The sequence below is a fragment of the Microbacterium pollutisoli genome, assembly GCF_053586795.1.
Genome location: NZ_JBNYWT010000006.1, coordinates 177,538 through 193,266, shown reverse-complemented (window position 1 = coordinate 193,266; position 15,729 = coordinate 177,538). Strand labels below are relative to the sequence as shown.

At 65.7% G+C, this 15,729-nt stretch carries 13 protein-coding genes; 10 read left to right on the top strand and 3 right to left on the bottom strand.

Annotated features, from left to right (window positions below; all coding sequences use genetic code 11):
• Complete coding sequence (locus ACQ143_RS13805; protein ID WP_449571283.1) at positions 1–906, bottom strand: alpha/beta hydrolase; 906 nt, start codon at positions 904–906, stop codon at positions 1–3.
• A 317-nt stretch (positions 907–1,223) separates the two neighbouring features.
• On the opposite strand from ACQ143_RS13805, the gene ACQ143_RS13800 reads away from it, so the two are divergent.
• From ACQ143_RS13800 to ACQ143_RS13785, 4 genes are all read left to right on the top strand, one after another.
• Positions 1,224–2,396, top strand: a complete 1,173-nt coding sequence (locus ACQ143_RS13800; protein ID WP_449571282.1) for a substrate-binding domain-containing protein — start codon at positions 1,224–1,226, stop codon at positions 2,394–2,396.
• A gap of 91 nt (positions 2,397–2,487) precedes the next feature.
• Positions 2,488–3,210 carry an SDR family NAD(P)-dependent oxidoreductase gene (locus ACQ143_RS13795; protein WP_449571281.1) on the top strand — a complete coding sequence of 241 codons (723 nt, stop codon included), beginning with the start codon at positions 2,488–2,490 and terminating at the stop codon, positions 3,208–3,210.
• Between the two features lie 19 nt (positions 3,211–3,229).
• A complete protein-coding gene (locus ACQ143_RS13790) occupies positions 3,230–5,770 on the top strand; it encodes an ATP-binding cassette domain-containing protein (RefSeq protein ID WP_449571280.1) in 2,541 nt (846 codons plus the stop codon).
• Entirely contained in the window at positions 5,767–6,780 is a 1,014-nt protein-coding gene (locus tag ACQ143_RS13785) for an ABC transporter permease (RefSeq protein ID WP_449571279.1), read from the top strand. The genes ACQ143_RS13790 and ACQ143_RS13785 overlap by 4 nt, the downstream gene beginning before the upstream one ends.
• A gap of 39 nt (positions 6,781–6,819) precedes the next feature.
• On the opposite strand, the gene ACQ143_RS13780 is transcribed toward ACQ143_RS13785, so the two are convergent.
• Complete coding sequence (locus tag ACQ143_RS13780; protein WP_449571278.1) at positions 6,820–8,592, bottom strand: sigma-54-dependent Fis family transcriptional regulator; 1,773 nt, start codon at positions 8,590–8,592, stop codon at positions 6,820–6,822.
• Positions 8,593–8,763: 171 nt separating this feature from the next.
• Here ACQ143_RS13780 and ACQ143_RS13775 point away from each other — a divergent pair, with 171 nt between their 5' ends.
• The 5 genes from ACQ143_RS13775 to ACQ143_RS13755 are packed head-to-tail and all read left to right on the top strand — an operon-like array spanning position 8,764 to position 14,726.
• On the top strand, positions 8,764–10,242 hold the full coding sequence (locus ACQ143_RS13775; RefSeq protein ID WP_449571277.1) for an NAD-dependent succinate-semialdehyde dehydrogenase: 1,479 nt from the start codon (positions 8,764–8,766) through the stop codon (positions 10,240–10,242).
• Positions 10,239–11,486: an iron-containing alcohol dehydrogenase gene (locus ACQ143_RS13770; RefSeq protein WP_449571276.1), complete on the top strand. Its 1,248-nt coding sequence runs from the start codon at positions 10,239–10,241 to the stop codon at positions 11,484–11,486. Before ACQ143_RS13775 ends, ACQ143_RS13770 begins: the two co-directional genes overlap by 4 nt.
• On the top strand, positions 11,483–12,451 hold the full coding sequence (locus tag ACQ143_RS13765) for a 3-hydroxyacyl-CoA dehydrogenase (protein ID WP_449571275.1): 969 nt from the start codon (positions 11,483–11,485) through the stop codon (positions 12,449–12,451). Before ACQ143_RS13770 ends, ACQ143_RS13765 begins: the two co-directional genes overlap by 4 nt.
• A 17-nt stretch (positions 12,452–12,468) precedes the next feature.
• Positions 12,469–13,560, top strand: a complete 1,092-nt coding sequence (locus tag ACQ143_RS13760) for a helix-turn-helix domain-containing protein (protein ID WP_449571274.1) — start codon at positions 12,469–12,471, stop codon at positions 13,558–13,560.
• 41 nt (positions 13,561–13,601) lie between these two features.
• Positions 13,602–14,726 (top strand): MFS transporter, encoded by a 1,125-nt coding sequence (locus ACQ143_RS13755; RefSeq protein ID WP_449571273.1) that lies wholly within the window; start codon positions 13,602–13,604, stop codon positions 14,724–14,726.
• Positions 14,727–14,738: 12 nt separating this feature from the next.
• Here the strand turns inward: ACQ143_RS13755 and ACQ143_RS13750 are convergent, their stop codons facing one another.
• Complete coding sequence (locus tag ACQ143_RS13750) at positions 14,739–14,903, bottom strand: DUF3073 family protein (RefSeq protein WP_449571272.1); 165 nt, start codon at positions 14,901–14,903, stop codon at positions 14,739–14,741.
• A gap of 169 nt (positions 14,904–15,072) precedes the next feature.
• On the opposite strand from ACQ143_RS13750, the gene ACQ143_RS13745 reads away from it, so the two are divergent.
• On the top strand, positions 15,073–15,639 hold the full coding sequence (locus tag ACQ143_RS13745; protein WP_449571271.1) for a universal stress protein: 567 nt from the start codon (positions 15,073–15,075) through the stop codon (positions 15,637–15,639).
• Positions 15,640–15,729 lie beyond the last annotated feature (90 nt).

Genomic DNA, 15,729 nt, shown 5'->3' with positions numbered 1-15,729 from the left:
TCATCGGCCGGCGCGGTACCAGTCGGCCATGCGGGTGATCTCTTCGTCGGCACGGGGGTGCCGACCCGCGAGGAACGGAAAGACGTGCTGCATCCCCTCGCCGACGGAGAACGTGACGTCTACACCAGCGGCTTGAGCCTTCTCATGCAGCTTGACGCTGTCGTCGAAGAGGGACTCCGTGTCGGCCGCGGTGATGTAGAGCCGAGGGAAGCCGGTCAGATCCGCGTACAGCGGGTTGGCCAGGGGGTCGGTAGGGGAGGTGACACCACCGATGTACCGATCGATGTTCGCCTGGAGACCTTCGCGTGCGATGAGGAAGTCGGTGGCATCGTTGGTCTCGATGGTTACACCGGTGTTCTCCATGTTCAACCACGGCGACATCGTGATCACCTGCGGTGGAAGTGGCTCGCCGAGTTCGCGCAGTTTCAGGGCGGTTGCCATCGCAACGTTGCCGCCTGCGCTGTCGCCTACGAGCGTGACGTCCTCGACCCGGTGTCCCGCTTCGCGCAGAGCGCGCACAACGGCGACACCATCTTCGATGGCCGCTGGGAACTTGTGCTCAGGAGCCAGGCGGAAATCCGCAACGAAGGCCGTTGTCCCCGCGGCCTTCGCAAGGTGACCGGCGAGTTTGCGGTGGCTGCGGGATGAGCCGAGCGCGAATCCCCCACCGTGGAAGAACACCATAACCTCATCGGGGTTGCCGTCGAGCGGTGTGACGAGGATTCCGGGAACTCCACCGAACTCGGTGTCCTTGTATGTAACGCCCTCAGGCTCACCGGTCACCCGCTGCCAGTCATCGAAGATGATCCGGAGCAGCTCGGTGGACATGTCCGGGTAGCGGCCCATTTCAACCGCCCACTCGGCGTAGACCTCGCCGAGACGGTCTGTGGGACGTGGTGCGCTCATTGCGTGCTCTCCTTCGAACGGTGCTTTGGCCGGGGCGGGCTGTAGTCCGCCACCGGACGCGACCAGCATCACCTGCCGTCGAGCACCAGAGCACCGTGAGTCTCAATATGAGACGCGCCTGTCTCACGATGACGCAGTCTCGGGTCTGGGCGCGCCCCGGCTGTCAAGGTGAGCAGCGAAGTCCTCGACATGAGATCCGCATAGCTGCGGGGAGCCGGGGCAACTTCAACACACAGCACAGCACCGCGTGCCTGTGGGATGCCGCAACGCGCACAGGAGCACGGCACGGCGCAAGGACGCGCGGACGATCAGAAGGGTTGGAGCAGCACATGTTCAAACGGAAAGTTCTTCACGGGGCGGCGCTCGTCGCGCTCGCCGGTCTCGCCTTGACAGGCTGCGCTACTGGTGGCGGCGGTACGTCAGGCGGCGACGCATCGGGTGACGGTGGCAACTCCGTCGTACCCGCAGGGCAGGAGCTCGGAACCACCGGCGTCGAGTCGGACATCGTCGACATCACGGAGTACTGCGGTGACGAGCCCGTGAAGGTCGCGCTTGCAGACGGCTTCGGTGGCAACTCGTGGCGCAAGATCACCCGGGCGATCTTCGAAGACTGGGCGGCGGATTGTCCGAACATCACGGAGGTGCTCTACACAGACGCGCAGGGCGACACTCAGAAGGCGATCTCGGACATCAACTCTCTGGTCGCCCAGGGCGTAGAGGTCATCGTGAGCTTCGTCGACGGTGGCGAGGCACTTCTGCCCACTATTCGCCAAGCGACCCAGCAAGGCGTCAGCTTTGTGCCGTTCGTTGGTTCGCCGGGTGGACAGCCGGGCACCGACTATGTCGACTTCGTGTCGGAGGACATCACCACCTATGGCGAGGGCCTCGCGCGTTGGACGATGGAGCAGATGGGGGGCGAGGGCAATCTCGTCATGCTCGGCGGTATCGCCGGCAACTCGTACTCCCAGGGCGTGTACGACGGTGTCGTCCGCGCACTGGAGGACTACCCGGGCATCACGCTCCTCAACGAGGATGGGCCGGTCTCGACCGACTGGGAGCCTGGCAAGACACAGCAGGTGGTTGCCGGTCTCATCACGAAGTACGGCGACATCGACGGCATCGTTTCCGACTACGGCGGGGGCTCGGTCGGCGGTATCCGGGCGTTCGAGGCTGCCGGCAAGGAGCTACCGGTGTGGAGCGCGAACGACTCGAACGAGTTCGCGTGCCTCTGGTACGACTATGGGTCGGAAGACTCTCGTTACCAGATCGCCACGATGTCCTCGCGTAACTGGGTCGTCAAGGCGGCGCTGAACAAGGCGCTGGCCGCGCACAACGGCATCGTCAGCACCGACCCCTCGATCTTCAACCTGGAGATCATCGAGGATTCGACCAACCCGGACCTCATGCCCAAGTGTGAGCCGGATCTGCCTGCGGACGCCATCCTGTCGTCCGGGCTGAGTGTCGACCAGCTGAAGGCGCTGTTCGACTGAGCCACGGCAGCGCGGTTCCCGGAGGCGACTTCATCGCCTCCGGGAACCGCACACCAACCATCACAAGGACGTGAGAGCCCAGGAGGCAACCATGAATCGTCTTGACGGAAAGATCGCGATCGTGACGGGCGCGGGGCGCGGAATCGGGAGGTCGACGGCGGAGCTGTTCGCCGCCGAGGGAGCAGTGGTGTATGCGACCGCGCGGTCCACGCACGAAGAGTACGGCGAGCCCGGGATCCATTACCGCTCACATGACGCGGCGGACGAGCTTGGCTGGAAGGATCTCGTCGCCGAAGTACTTCGGGAGCACGGGCGGATAGATGTCCTTGTGAACAACGCGGGCATCATCGAATACGAGCCGATCAACGATCTGACGCTCGAGGGCTGGAATCGCGTAGTCGCGGTGAATCAGACCGGTGTCTTCCTGGGGATGCGCGAAGTGCTCCCGCAGATGATCGAGCAGGGGTCGGGGTCGATCATCAATGTCTCCTCGATCTGGGGCAATGCGGCCGTCGGCGGAGCCCACGCGTATCACGCCACGAAGGGGGCGGTGCGCAACATGTCAAAGAACGCCGCGATCACCTACGCGACGACCGGCGTGCGGATCAACTCGTTGCACCCGGGATTCATCTGGACGCCGCTGACCCAACATCAAGACCCTGCCGTCAATGAGTTCGTGATCGGCCAGACCCCGATGGGACGCGCAGGCAAGCCGGAGGAGATCGCCAACGGCGCGCTGTTCCTCGCCAGCGATGAGTCGAGCTTCATGACCGGCGCAGAGCTCGTCATCGACGGCGGATATCTCGCGCAGTAGGAGCGGCAGGAGCACAGACATGATTCACACCCCCGACACCGTGGTCGAACCAGGCGCGGAGGCAGTCGATGACTCGACCGGCGACCTCATGCTCGAACTCGTGGGCATCGAACGGCACTTTCCTGGCGTCCACGCACTGAAGAATGTGACGCTGCGCGTGCGCGGTGGCGAAGTGCACGCGCTTGTGGGTGAGAACGGCGCGGGAAAGTCGACGCTGATGGCCGTCGCATCCGGTGCGCTCGAACCCAACGAAGGCACCGTTCGTATCGGTGGCAACCTGCTGGAGAGTGCGTCCCCGGATGCCGCGCGCGAACTCGGACTCGGCATCGTTCGTCAGCAGCCCGCACTTCTTCCCGAGCTGACGGTCGCTGAGAACATGACGATCGGTGTCGGCTACGCGCGGGTCGGCGGAATCGGTCGTGCGCCGAAGTGGGCTGCGGAGCAGCTCGCACCGTGGGGAATGGACATCGACCCCAAGGCAAACGTCAGCGACATCCCCGTCGAGCAACGCTTCATCGTCGAGATCGCGAAGGCCCTGGCGTTGGAACCGAAGGTGCTGATCCTCGACGAGCCGACAGAGCACTTGAACGCGGATCTCGTCGAGCGGCTCTTCGAGCGTGTGCGCGAAGTCGTCGCCTCAGGCACCGCCGTCGTCTACATCTCGCACCGCATTCCTGAGGTCAAACGGATCTCGGATCGGCTCACTGTTCTGCGCGACGGTGCCGTCCGCGGGACGTTCGAGGCAGCCGACGTCAGCGAGGACCAGATCATCGAGCTGGTCGTCGGCCGTGCACTCGACGCCGTCTTCCCGGTCAAGGGAAGCGCGGCGGGCACGATTCGTGACGATGATCAGCTCACCGTCAGCGCTCTCAGCGGCGTGGGCTTCCACAATGTATCGCTGAACGTGAAGGCCGGCGAGATCGTCGGCATCGCTGGCGTTCAAGGCAACGGTCAGCCCGAGTTCATGCGTGCGCTGGCCGGTCTCAGCCCATCCAGCGGCGACGTCGTCGTCGACGGTGCCCGAGTGCGCCGCGGCAGCAATGTCCACGCAGCGAAGTCCGGCATCGTGTTCGTACCTGCCGACCGTCACGGGGAGGGTGTCTTCCTGCCCCTGTCGGTCGGAGACAACATCGCATCGCAGGTGTTGCGACGCTTCTCGCCGGCGGGCATCGTGTCAGAATCGCGCATCGCCACGGCTGCCAAGGAGCAGATCGACAGGTTTCGCATCAAGACGCCGTCAACCCGCACTCCGATTCGCTCGCTATCCGGCGGAAACCAGCAGAAGGTCGTCCTCTCGCGGGCCATGCTTTCGAACCCGAAGGTGATTCTGGCGGAGGAGCCGACGCAGGGCGTCGACGCGGGTGCGCGGGTCGAGATCTACCAAATCCTTCGGGAGGCGGCGGACCGTGGGGCCGCGGTCGTCATCCTCTCCTCCGACGGCGTCGAGCTTGAAGGACTGTGCGACCGAGTGATGATCATGTCACGAGGCCAGGTCGTCAAAGAGTTGGTGGGCGAAGGTGTCAGCGAAGAAGGCATTACTCACGCCGCACTCACAGCCACGACCTCGCGCATCGAAGTGGTGGGCAAGAAGCGTGCGGGTGCGCCGTCGCCCGTGCGCAAATGGCTGAGAGGAGATCAGTCCCCGGCGGCGGTGCTCGGTGTGATCATCGTGGCGCTGTCACTGACGGTCGGCATGACGAATCCTGCCTATTTCTCGGCTTTCAACATCGGCAATCTCCTCTTCCTCATCGCACCGCTGGTGCTGGTGGGGGCGGCACAGCTGACCGTCGTGTTGGGGGCGGGTTTCGACCTCTCTGTCGGACCACTCATGGGGTTCCTCGTCGTCCTGGGCTCGTTCTGGATCATCGACGGGGGCAATATCTGGTTCGGACTCGCCATCGTGCTGGTCGGCGCTCTCGTTGTGGGTCTGCTCAACGGCATCCTGTCGGCGTGGTTAAAACTCAGCCCGATTGTTGTCACCCTCGCAACGTTCATGGCGCTGCAGGGCGCCTTCCTCGCGCTGCGGCCGACACCCGGAGGACTGTTCTCACTCGCGTTCACCAATATTGTGACGATGCGGATCGGGATGACTCCGGTCGCGTTCATCTTCGCCGTCGTGGTTGCGCTCGTGCTCGAGTGGTGTCTCAGGCGCACGCGCTGGGGACTGGAGTTGCGCGGTTACGGCTCTGACGCCGAAGCTGCGACCCGGCTGGGCGTGCCCACTCGGCGTGTGCAACTGATGTCTTACGTGCTGGCTTCGCTCCTCGTTCTCCCGGCGGGACTCATGATGATGGCCCAGATTGGCATCGGCGACGGTCGACCATCCATCGCCTACACGCTGTCGTCCGTGACAGTGCTCGTGCTGGCGGGCGCCAGCATCTTCGGTGGCCGGGGATCTTACATCGGCATCATCGTCGCAGCGATCCTCGTTCAACAGATCATCAATGCGATGCCCTTCTTCGGTCTCAGCCAGGAGTGGTCGTACCTGGCCCCGGGCATCATCACCGTCGGCGCAGCGATCTTCTACTCGCAGCTGCGTCGAGGAAGGAGCCAAGCGTGAACGCTGCATCTTCAGGAAGGCAACTCTGGACCCGGTTGCTGTCGGGCCATTACACAGCGATCTGGATCGCGACGATCGTGTTGTTTGCGGTCAGTCCGCTCATTGCACCGGCGAGTCTCGGCTCAGCCCCGCTGCTGAGCATGCTGCCCTTCGCAGCGGTACTGGCAATAGCATCGGCCGGCCAGACATTGGTCGTGCAACAGCGTGGCCTGGACCTGTCCGTCCCGGGCATGCTTGCCCTCGGTGCCGTGCTGGTGACGAAGCTTCCGCAGTCCTACGGGTGGGAGGTGGCCCCCGCTGTGCTCGTGGCTCTCGCTGTTCCACTCGTTTTCGGTCTGATCAATGGCATTGTGGTCGTCGCCTTTCGGGTGATGCCGCTCGTCGTGACACTCGGAATGAACAGCGTCCTGCTGGGCGTCGTGTTCGCGATTTCAGCGGGTACACCTTCGGGTGCGCCTACCGAGCTCAACCAGTTCACACTGGCACGTACATTCGGCATCCCGAACACTCTCCTGATCGCTATCGTCGTGATCGTCATCGCGGGATTCATCGCGCGGCGCACCGTCATCGGCAGGCGCCTGGCGCAGGTCGGTGTCAGCGAGCCCACTTCGCGGGTCATCGGGACACCCGTGGTTCGGTACCAGGTTCTTGCCTACGGCGTAGCCGGCGCCTTCTATGCAGCGGCGGGGATTCTGCTTGCGGCATATACCAAGACCCCCCCACTCTTCCTCGGCGACTCGTACCTCCTGCCCACCGTGGCGGCGGTGGTCCTTGGCGGTACAGCACTCACTGGGGGCCTTGCCAGTATCGTCGCCTCGGGTGTCGCCGCGCTGTTCCTCACCCAGCTCGGTCAGCTCTTCCGCGCGGTCGGGTGGTCGGACGCCTGGCAGTTGATCGCTCAGGCGGTGGTGCTGCTGCTCGTCATCCTCATCCGCGAGCTGGTTCCCACGCTGCGGCAGGCATTGCGGGAGCGGCGCCGGTCGCGCGATGCCCTGCCGACGGCTGCGTAGCGTCGGGAGAGGAGGCAGGCGATGTGTCGGCGGCCCGTTTCACGCAGAGAGGTTGTAACTCTTCATCTTGCGGTAGATGGTGGCTCGGGAGACGCCGAGGATCTCCGCCGCGCGCAAACGGTTCCCTCCGGCTTCGCGCAGGGCTCGACGGATCGCCTCCTCCTCAACGCGCTCGATCAACCCCGTCGTGCGCGGTTGCCGCACGGACTCGGGAAGATCATCTCGCGCGATCTCTCCGAACCGACGATGGGAGAGGACCTGCGAGACAACGGTCTGGAGCTCACGGAGGTTCCCGGGCCAGCTGTGTCGCTGCAAGGCGCGCAGCGCGTCCGGACTGAGCGTGACATGAGCATCGGGCTGCTCTTTGCGAACAAAGTGGCGCCACAGCGCCGCGATATCATTCGGGTGGTCGCGCAGAGGGGGCGCGGCGACCACGTGGGCACCCAGATCGAGAGCGAGCATCTCCGCCTGGCGATCGTCGGCAGACGTCGTCGTCGCTGTCAAGGTGATGCGATACGGTCGCGCGATCGGGGTGATGAGCGAACGGATGCCGTCGAGCGCCCGAGACTCGGCTGTTTCGACTCCTCGCACGACGATTCGCCGCAGGGGGTGCTCGAGGTGCGCTTCGAGCTGCTGCAACCACGTCCCCAGCCCGACAAGTGGGATTCTGGCCGCATCGAGCACGGCCACTTCGGGGGTGACCTGCGCGGGCGCGTGCGCGTGGCCCAAGGCCAGCGAGGTCTTGCCACTGCCGGCTTCGCCCACGACGAGGAGAGGACGGGACGTGCGTCGCGCCCGCGAGATCTGTTGGAGAGTCTCGCGCCACTCGTTGGAAGCGCCGACGAGCGGCTGTACGTCCGGTCGGGTCGTCGAGGTCGACGGACGCGTCGGTGTGCTGGCCGGAGTGACATGCACGAGGATATTGCCCGAACCGGGGAACCGGTCGATCTGCAGGTTCACTCGGCCGATGGATGTCTCCCCCACCGCACGACCGCGGGAATCGGCTTCCGCAGCGGCCTGACGGATCAGAAGGAAATCAACGGGACTGAATTGACTGGCTTGAGTGTTCTGCACGAGCAGACCCTCGGCCCCGAAACCGATGACGGGGATCGTGCCGTTGCTAGAGTGGCGAAGGAACTCATCCAGCATCTGGCGCGTCCCTGGCTGTTCCATCGTCATCATGTGCTGCTGGAGGTTCGTGGTGAGCGTGCGCGTGAGCGCGCGGAGCAACTCGGTCTGGGGGGCGACCTCGCACGACAGGGTGACAGCGCCCAGCAGATTCCCGGAGATCGGGTGGATCAGGGGAGCGCCGGTGCAGACCGCGGTTCGATAGAACTCGGAGTAGTGCTCGCTGGCCACGACCTGGGTGAGTCTGCGCGTGGCGAGTGCCGTGCCCACACCGTTCGTCCCGACCGTGTCCTCCGCGAGCACGGCACCGCGCACCGTACCAACGCGGTCGAGGTGGTGGATTCCATGCGCGTTCCCGGCCCAACGGTCGAGAATGCGACCCTGCGGATCAGCCAGGAGAAGGCCGACACCGGTGCCCTCGAGCGAACGCGCGAAACTGGCCATGGGCGTGTGCAGCATCTCGAGCAGAGCGTCGTCAAGCAGGCTCTCCGCGACGACGGGGACGTCGGTGATCTGCTCGGGCATTCCGACCGCAGCCTTGGAACGCAACCAGCTGTCGACGATGGCTTGGCTGGCGTTCGTCCGAGAGCCGTCGGGGTGGAATACCTCAGCGGCCGTTGCGTCGCTGAGGATCGATTCCTTCATATCGTCGATTTCACTGGGGTGAAGGATGTGCGACGTCATTGTGCCTCCCGGTCTGATGCTGACGCTGTCGCGCAGCAGGTACCTGTGGAGGGCAGTATATGCGACGCCAGTATCAGTGTCATCTCGTAATACGGTATTACGTGAATACGATACACTGACGAGTGATCGCCTCACTAGAGCGCGGCATCCCGGAGTTCAAAGGAGAAAAAGATGGCATCGCGTATCGCGACTCTGCGTGGACACGATATTCCGCTCGACCTGCTCATCGACGGTGCGTGGGTCACGACGGATGATCGCTACGCAGTCATCAATCCTGCCGACGGAGCGATTGTCGCCGAGCCGACCAGTGCGGCGGTCGATCATGCCCTGCGGGCGCTTGAAGCGGCTGCCGCAGCGCAGGCGGATTGGAGTCGTTGGGCGCCGCGAGCTCGTGCAGACCTGATGCACCGCGCACACCGGTTGCTTCTGGAGCGCAAAGAAGCATTCGTCGAGACGATGACGCTCGAGAGCGGCAAGCCGCTGGCCGAGTCGCGAGGCGAGTTCGACCTGTCGGCCAACTTCTTCCTCTGGTTCGCAGAGCAGGTCGCGCACCTGCACGGCACCTACGCCGAGGGATCGCCGGGCGGGTACCGTGTCATCGTCAGTCACCAACCAGTCGGTCCGAGCTATCTGGTGACGCCATGGAATTTCCCTCTGCTCATGTCTGCACGCAAGGCCGGCGCGGCTCTGGGCGCCGGATGCACAATCGTGCTGAAAACCGCGAGAGACACCCCGTTGACCCAAGCGCTGTTCGCCCAGGTTCTGCACGATGCGGGGTTCCCGGCCGGGACCGTCAACCTCATCCATACCCGCCATACGGGTGATGTTTCGACGGCCATCATGGGCGACCCGCGTCTGCGAAAGGTGAGCTTCACCGGTTCAACGGGCGTCGGCGCCGGCCTGCTTGGTCAGGCCGCTCCCGGGATCGTGAACGCATCGATGGAGCTGGGTGGAGACGGACCGTTCGTCGTTCTCGACGACGCCGATGTGGACCTGGCAGTTCGGGAGGCGATCGCCTGCAAGTTTCGCAACGCGGGACAAGCGTGCGTGGCAGCCAACCGGATCATCCTCCAGAGCGGGATCGCGAAGGAATTCACCGAGAAGTTTGTGAACGCTGCGCGGACGCTTCGCGTGGGAGACGGATTCGATGAGTCAACCGATGTCGGACCGGTCATCTCCGCGCGCCAGCGCGACCGTGTCGTGGACCTGCTCAAGCGCTACACGGACGCCGGAGCCGAGGTTCTTCTCGGCGGAAACGTCGTCGCCGGCGCAGGATTCTTCTTCGAGCCGACGATCCTGTCGCTCGGCGCGGAGCGCTACGACTTCTGCAACGAAGAGATGTTCGCGCCCGTTGCAGCGCTCTACACGGTCGAATCCGTCGCCGAGGCGCTCGAGTTCGCGAATGACACGATGTACGGCCTTGCCGCATATGTGTTCACGCGTGACGTCTCACGCGCGATCGCGGTCGGCGAGCGTCTCGAGTTCGGGATGGTCGGCATCAACCGCGGAATCATGTCGGATCCGGCTGCACCGTTCGGTGGCACGAAGACGTCCGGCATCGGACGGGAAGCGGGACAGGACGGAATCTATGAGTTCCTCGAGCCGCACTACCTTGCCCTGACCGTCGATGAGGAAGGTGCCTTCGCATGAACGAGAATCGCAACGATATCCGACTCGGTCTGCTGCGGCAGCCCAAGACGGTGATCTTCGGACCGGGGCAGCGCGTCCACCTTCCGGCGGTCGCGGCCGAGCACGGGAAGCACGTTCTCGTCGTCACCGACGCGCGCATGACGACCACGTCGGAGTTCACAGCGCTGATCTCCGATCTCGAGGCCGCCGGGCTGAGCGCGCACGTCTACGGCGAGGTCGACGCGGAGCTTCCCCGCGAGACTGTGCAGCGGGCCGTAGAACGGTTCGCCGACAGCGACATCGACGTCGTCGTGGGCCTCGGCGGCGGCAGTTGCATGGACATGGCCAAGGTGACGGCGCTCGTGCTCGCACAGGGGGGCGATGTGCGCGACTACTACGGCGAGAATCTCGTCGATGCGCCTGCGCTGCCGATCATCACTATGCCCACCACCGCGGGCACGGGTGCCGAGGTGTCGTGCATCAGTGTCGTCTACGACACCGAGCGGGAGGTGAAAGTGGGCGTCGCGAGCGCCTACCTGGAGCCGGTGGCGACCATCATCGACCCTGAATTCACATTGACGGCTCCTCCCGGGCTCACCGCCGCGACCGGCGCCGACGCGCTCTCACACCTCGTCGAGTCATTCACGGATGTAGCGAAGAACCCCTCGCTGGAAGACATGCGCCGGCACTTGTACGTCGGGAAGAATCTGCTGACGGACGTGTACTGCCGGTACGGGCTTGAGCTACTCAACGCGTCCATCGAGCGCGTCGTGGCCGACCCCTCCGATATTGCCGCACGTGCCGACACGATGCTCGCGGCGTACTGCGGCGGTATGGCTCTCAACACAGCCGGCACGGCTGCAGCTCACGCACTGCAGAGCCCGATCGGAGGTCTGACCCACACGCCGCACGGGTTCGGTGTGGGGGCATTGCTTCCCTACGTCATGCGCTTCAACCTGCCGGCTCGGGTCTCGGTATTCGCCGAGCTCGGAAGACTGCTGGGCGTCGCGGATCGCGACGATCCGCTCGACGCGCAGGCGCGGGCGGGCATTGAGCGCGTCGACGCGCTTCTCGCCGCACTCGGTGTCCCTGCCGACCTTGTCGAACTCGGCGTGCAGGAGAAGGACCTCGAGCACATTGCCGAGCAAGCGATGCTCTCGACACGTCTTCTTGCCAACAATCCCCGGCCGATGGGGAAGGCCGAAGCGCTCGATGTGCTACGACGCGCCTACCGGGGTGACCGTTCCTTCGAGGCTGTCCAGTGAACGAAGGTCACGTCGCGATTCTGGGCGCTGGGTCGATCGGCGTCGCGTTCGCCGTGCTGTTCGCGTCCGGCGGGCGGCAGGTGCGGCTGTGGGATCCGGATCCCTCGGCTGAACCGCGAGCGACTGCTGACCTTCAGACGCGACTCGCGATGCTGCACGAGGCCGGACTGCTGTCTGCGGAGCTCGGCGCGGCGCGCGCACGGGTGAGGTTCGTCCACGAACTCGCGGAAGCCGTGTACGCGGCCGTGTTGGTACAGGAGTGCGCGCCCGAGCGCATCGAGATCAAGCGCGCGCTGTTCGCCGATATGGCCGAGCTGGTCGACGACTCGACGGTGCTTGCCAGTTCGAGCTCGGCGATCGCCCCGTCGCTCATTGCCGATGGTCTGGCATGCGCTGATCAGGTGCTCGTCGGGCACCCCGGCAATCCGCCGTACCTTCTGCCCGCGCTTGAGGTCGTTCCGACGCCCGGCACGCGCTCAGACATCGTGGACAAGGCCATGTCCCTGTACCGCGAAGCGGGTATGCGGCCGGTTCTGGTGCGGCGGGAGGTCGAGGGATTCATCTTCAATAGGCTGCAGGGCGCCGTGCTGCGTGAAGCGTATTGCCTCGTTCGTGACGGGGTGGCAACGGTTGAAGACATCGACACCGTCATGCGCGACGGGCTCGGGCGTCGCTGGGCGTTCATCGGCCCGTTCGAGACGATCGATCTGAACACCCGCGGCGGCATCGCGTCACACGCAGAGAAGATGGGTCCGGCCTATGCGCGTATGGGGGCGGAGCGCGGCCAGAATGACCCATGGACCACGCAGCTGGTTGCGGACGTCGAGCAGCAGCGACGCGCAGTGCTGCCCGCGGACCAATGGGGCGACCGTGTGCAATGGCGTGATCGGCAGCTCTTGAGGTTTCGGCAGGTTTTCGACGGCCCCTCGCGGCCTAGCGATGCGGCAGCGCCCGACGGCGCCTGACGAGCTCGGTGGGAGGTATGTTCGAGTTGGGAGCGGATCGCCTCATTCATGATTTCATGACCGGGGCCGGCCTCCAGCCCGAAGCAGTCATCGGCTTCATGGCTGACGGCACACTTCTGCAGAACAGTGCCGCCCGGCGTTTCAGCCCCGCGGACGTCGCGCTGCTGCAGGAAGCATCGCGCCGGGCCGAAGGGCGAGGCCACGTGCGCGTTGGAACATCGCTCGGTGACGTCGAGATGTCGGTCCGTTCCTACGGGCTCGACCATCACCTCGTGCGGATCAGACTCCGCCCCCTCCCCGCAGGCAGCGTTACTCAGCTGGTCGGCAACGCCGTTGAGTGGCGAGAGGTCGTGCGTGCCGCTGCGCGAGCGCGGGCGAGCCGCAAGCCGTTGGTGATCGCCGGTGAGGTCGGCAGTGGGCGGACGTCGCTCGCAACCGGTGCCCCGCATGGTGCTGCAGTTCCCGACGACGTCGAAGTCATCGATGCGTCCCGATACAAGACGGATGGCGCGCAGCGATGGTTCGCGCGTGTCTCGCGTGCCTTGAACGGACGCGCACGGCTCGTCGTGAGCAATGTCGACATGCTCGGTAGGCCGTCGTTCGAGAACCTTCGTGCGCTGGTCCAGGACACGCCGACGGCAGCCGGTGTAACGCTGACAGCATCGTTGCTGTCGCGCCCTGCCGCCGAGCCGCTTGCACAGCAGCTCGGTGCACATCTGATCCACGTCCCGGCGTTGCGTGAACGGCCAGCCGACATCGAAGAGCTCTGGACAAGCTTTGCGCGCCGCGAAGGAGCGAGTACGGTGCGGCCGGAGGCCAGGGCGCTCGCGATCCTGAAACAATACGGGTGGCCGGGCAATCTCCGTGAGCTGCATCACACCGTCGCCCACGTGTGCGCGCAACGCAGGCAGGGAGTCGCCCGTGTCGCGGACCTACCTCCGCACATCCGCGCCTTCGAAGAGCGCGGCCTCATGGTCGCGGCTGAGCAGGATGCGATCCACCGCGCCCTGGTAGCAACGGGCGGGAATCGGACAAGAGCTGCACAGTTGCTGGGCATATCCCGCGCAACGATCTACCGCAAAGCGAAGGCGCTGGGTATCCCGTCGTGACCTGCGGGGTCGCCTCCCGCCGCGCCGCCTAGGCTTGCCTGATGACCCCCGCGCCCCGGCCCTTATGGCGTGGCCGGGCCATGGCCGTCACCGGTGTCCTCCTGCTGGCGTTCTCGCTGCGGTCGGCGGTGGCATCGCTGTCACCCGTCCTCGCGCGGGCGGAAGCCGACTTCGCCGTGCCGACATGGGTCGTCGGTCTCATCGGCAGTGCGCCGCCGGTGTGCTTCGCGATCTTCGGGCTGCTGACCCCTGCGCTCGAACGGCGGCTCGGCCTCGAGCGGCTCGCCCTGGTCGCGATCGTGGTCGCCGCGGTCGGCATGCTGGCGCGCGCCCTCGCGCCGGACGCCGGCCTGTTGCTGCTGGCGACGGCCCTCGTCTTCGCGGCGTGTGGCGTGGGCAATGTGCTGCTGCCGCCGTTCGTGAAAGCGTATTTCCCCGATCGCATCTTCCTGGTGACGGGTGTGTACACGACCGTGCTCTCGCTGGCCGTGTTCGTTCCGGCGTTCATCGCCGTGCCGGTGGCCGACGCCGCGGGTTGGCGCGTCTCGCTCGGCGTGTGGGCGGTGATCGCGGTGGGCGCGGTCATCCCGTGGGCCGGCCTGGCGAACCACGCCCGCCGGGCGGCGGACGTCAGCGTCGCGACTCCGCGTGCATCGATCCTCGGGCGTATGTCTCGCATTCCCATGGCGTGGGCGCTCGCGCTCGCGTTCGGGTCGTCGTCGGCTGCGGTCTACACGATGGCGATGTGGCTGCCGCAGCTGCTGACCGACCGGGGCGGGCTCGATGAAGCGGCCGCCGGTGCCCTGCTCGGGGTGTTCGGGGGCATCGCCGGGCTGATGTTCGCGCCGGGGGTCGCCCCCTGGCTGTGGGTCACCCTGCTGGGCCTCACGCCCCTGTACTTCCCCCTCGCGCTGGTGCTGCTCGGGTTGCGCACGCGGACGCACGAGGCAGCCGTCGCGCTCAGCGGCTTCGTGCAGAGCATCGGCTACGCGATCGCGGCGATGGTGCCGCTCGCGTTCGGAGTCCTCCACGAACTCACGGGGTCGTGGATCGGGCCGTTGGGGCTGCTGGCCGTAGTGATCACGGCATCCATCCCCGCCGGCTTCATCGCGGCTCGCACCCACACCGTCGAAGAGGAGTGGGAGCGCCGCGGCGGTCGCTGGTGAGCGGACGGAGGCTTACGCCTTCTCGTCCTCGTACTCGTCGGCCCACTTGTCGACGTACTGGTCGTCGCTGTGGTGTGCGAGCTCCTTCTCCAGCGCGGAAAGATTCACGTTGTAGGTGTCGTACTTGAGTTCGCGAGCGATCTTCGTGTGCTTCGCTTTCTGACGGCCACGCCCCATGCCTGACCCCCTCATTTCTAAATTGCGGGCTGGCTGCTGCGCCCGTTGCAATAACGTCCGGCGCAACGCCGGGAAGAGTAGCATTCAGAATAACACGGCGCTCCCGGCCCATCGCGGACCGCGCAGGGTTCGAGTGGGGTCGGATGCGCGGGGAAGGATGGCTGCCGACATGTCCGACGACCGTTCCGACGAGGTGGATGCCGGGGTGGTGCCCGGTGCCACACCGTCCGACGAGCTGCCCGTGCCGCCGCACGCGGTCATCGTGGGAGTGATCCCCGATCAGTCGCCGCGGGTGCTGCGCGAGGCGTCGCGCTACGCCAAGCTGCTGGGCGCTCCGCTGATCGTGACGCACGTCGACGTCACCCGGTTCGTGACGTATGAGGACCCGGACGGCTACGTGCATTCAGCGCCGATCGACCTCGATCTCGCCACCGGCGAGTCGCAGCTGACCGCCATCCAGGAGGCGGCGCGGGACGTCCTCGCCGGCAGCGACGTGGAGTGGACCGTGCGCCAGCTGGTCGGCGACCCGGCCCTGGCGCTCAAGCACCTGGCCGAGCGGTCGGACGCCCGGCTCATCGTGGTCGGGACGCGCAAGCGGGGGATCGGCGAGTCGATCCGGGAGTTCTTCACCGGTTCGGTCGCCGCGCGGCTCGCGCACCGCCAGCCGCGCCCGGTGCTCGTCGTGCCGCTGGGCGAACCCGCCGCCGACGACGAGGACCTCTGGCCCGACTCCTAGCGCCCTCGTCTAGGCCGTGCCTTTCCGCCGCGAGACGCCCAGTTCTGCGCGAGACGCCTACCTGCGTACCGTCCACACGTGGGCGGCTCG

What these genes read in the sequence shown, in the direction of transcription:
- ACQ143_RS13805 (WP_449571283.1), bottom strand. Translation starts at nt 906, where the DNA reads ATGAGCGCACCACGTCCCACAGACCGTCTCGGCGAGGTCTACGCCGAG.
- ACQ143_RS13795 (WP_449571281.1), top strand. Translation starts at nt 2,488, where the DNA reads ATGAATCGTCTTGACGGAAAGATCGCGATCGTGACGGGCGCGGGGCGC.
- ACQ143_RS13790 (WP_449571280.1), top strand. Translation starts at nt 3,230, where the DNA reads ATGATTCACACCCCCGACACCGTGGTCGAACCAGGCGCGGAGGCAGTC.
- ACQ143_RS13780 (WP_449571278.1), bottom strand. Translation starts at nt 8,592, where the DNA reads ATGACGTCGCACATCCTTCACCCCAGTGAAATCGACGATATGAAGGAA.
- ACQ143_RS13775 (WP_449571277.1), top strand. Translation starts at nt 8,764, where the DNA reads ATGGCATCGCGTATCGCGACTCTGCGTGGACACGATATTCCGCTCGAC.
- ACQ143_RS13770 (WP_449571276.1), top strand. Translation starts at nt 10,239, where the DNA reads ATGAACGAGAATCGCAACGATATCCGACTCGGTCTGCTGCGGCAGCCC.
- ACQ143_RS13760 (WP_449571274.1), top strand. Translation starts at nt 12,469, where the DNA reads ATGTTCGAGTTGGGAGCGGATCGCCTCATTCATGATTTCATGACCGGG.
- ACQ143_RS13755 (WP_449571273.1), top strand. Translation starts at nt 13,602, where the DNA reads ATGACCCCCGCGCCCCGGCCCTTATGGCGTGGCCGGGCCATGGCCGTC.
- ACQ143_RS13750 (WP_449571272.1), bottom strand. Translation starts at nt 14,903, where the DNA reads ATGGGGCGTGGCCGTCAGAAAGCGAAGCACACGAAGATCGCTCGCGAA.
- ACQ143_RS13745 (WP_449571271.1), top strand. Translation starts at nt 15,073, where the DNA reads ATGTCCGACGACCGTTCCGACGAGGTGGATGCCGGGGTGGTGCCCGGT.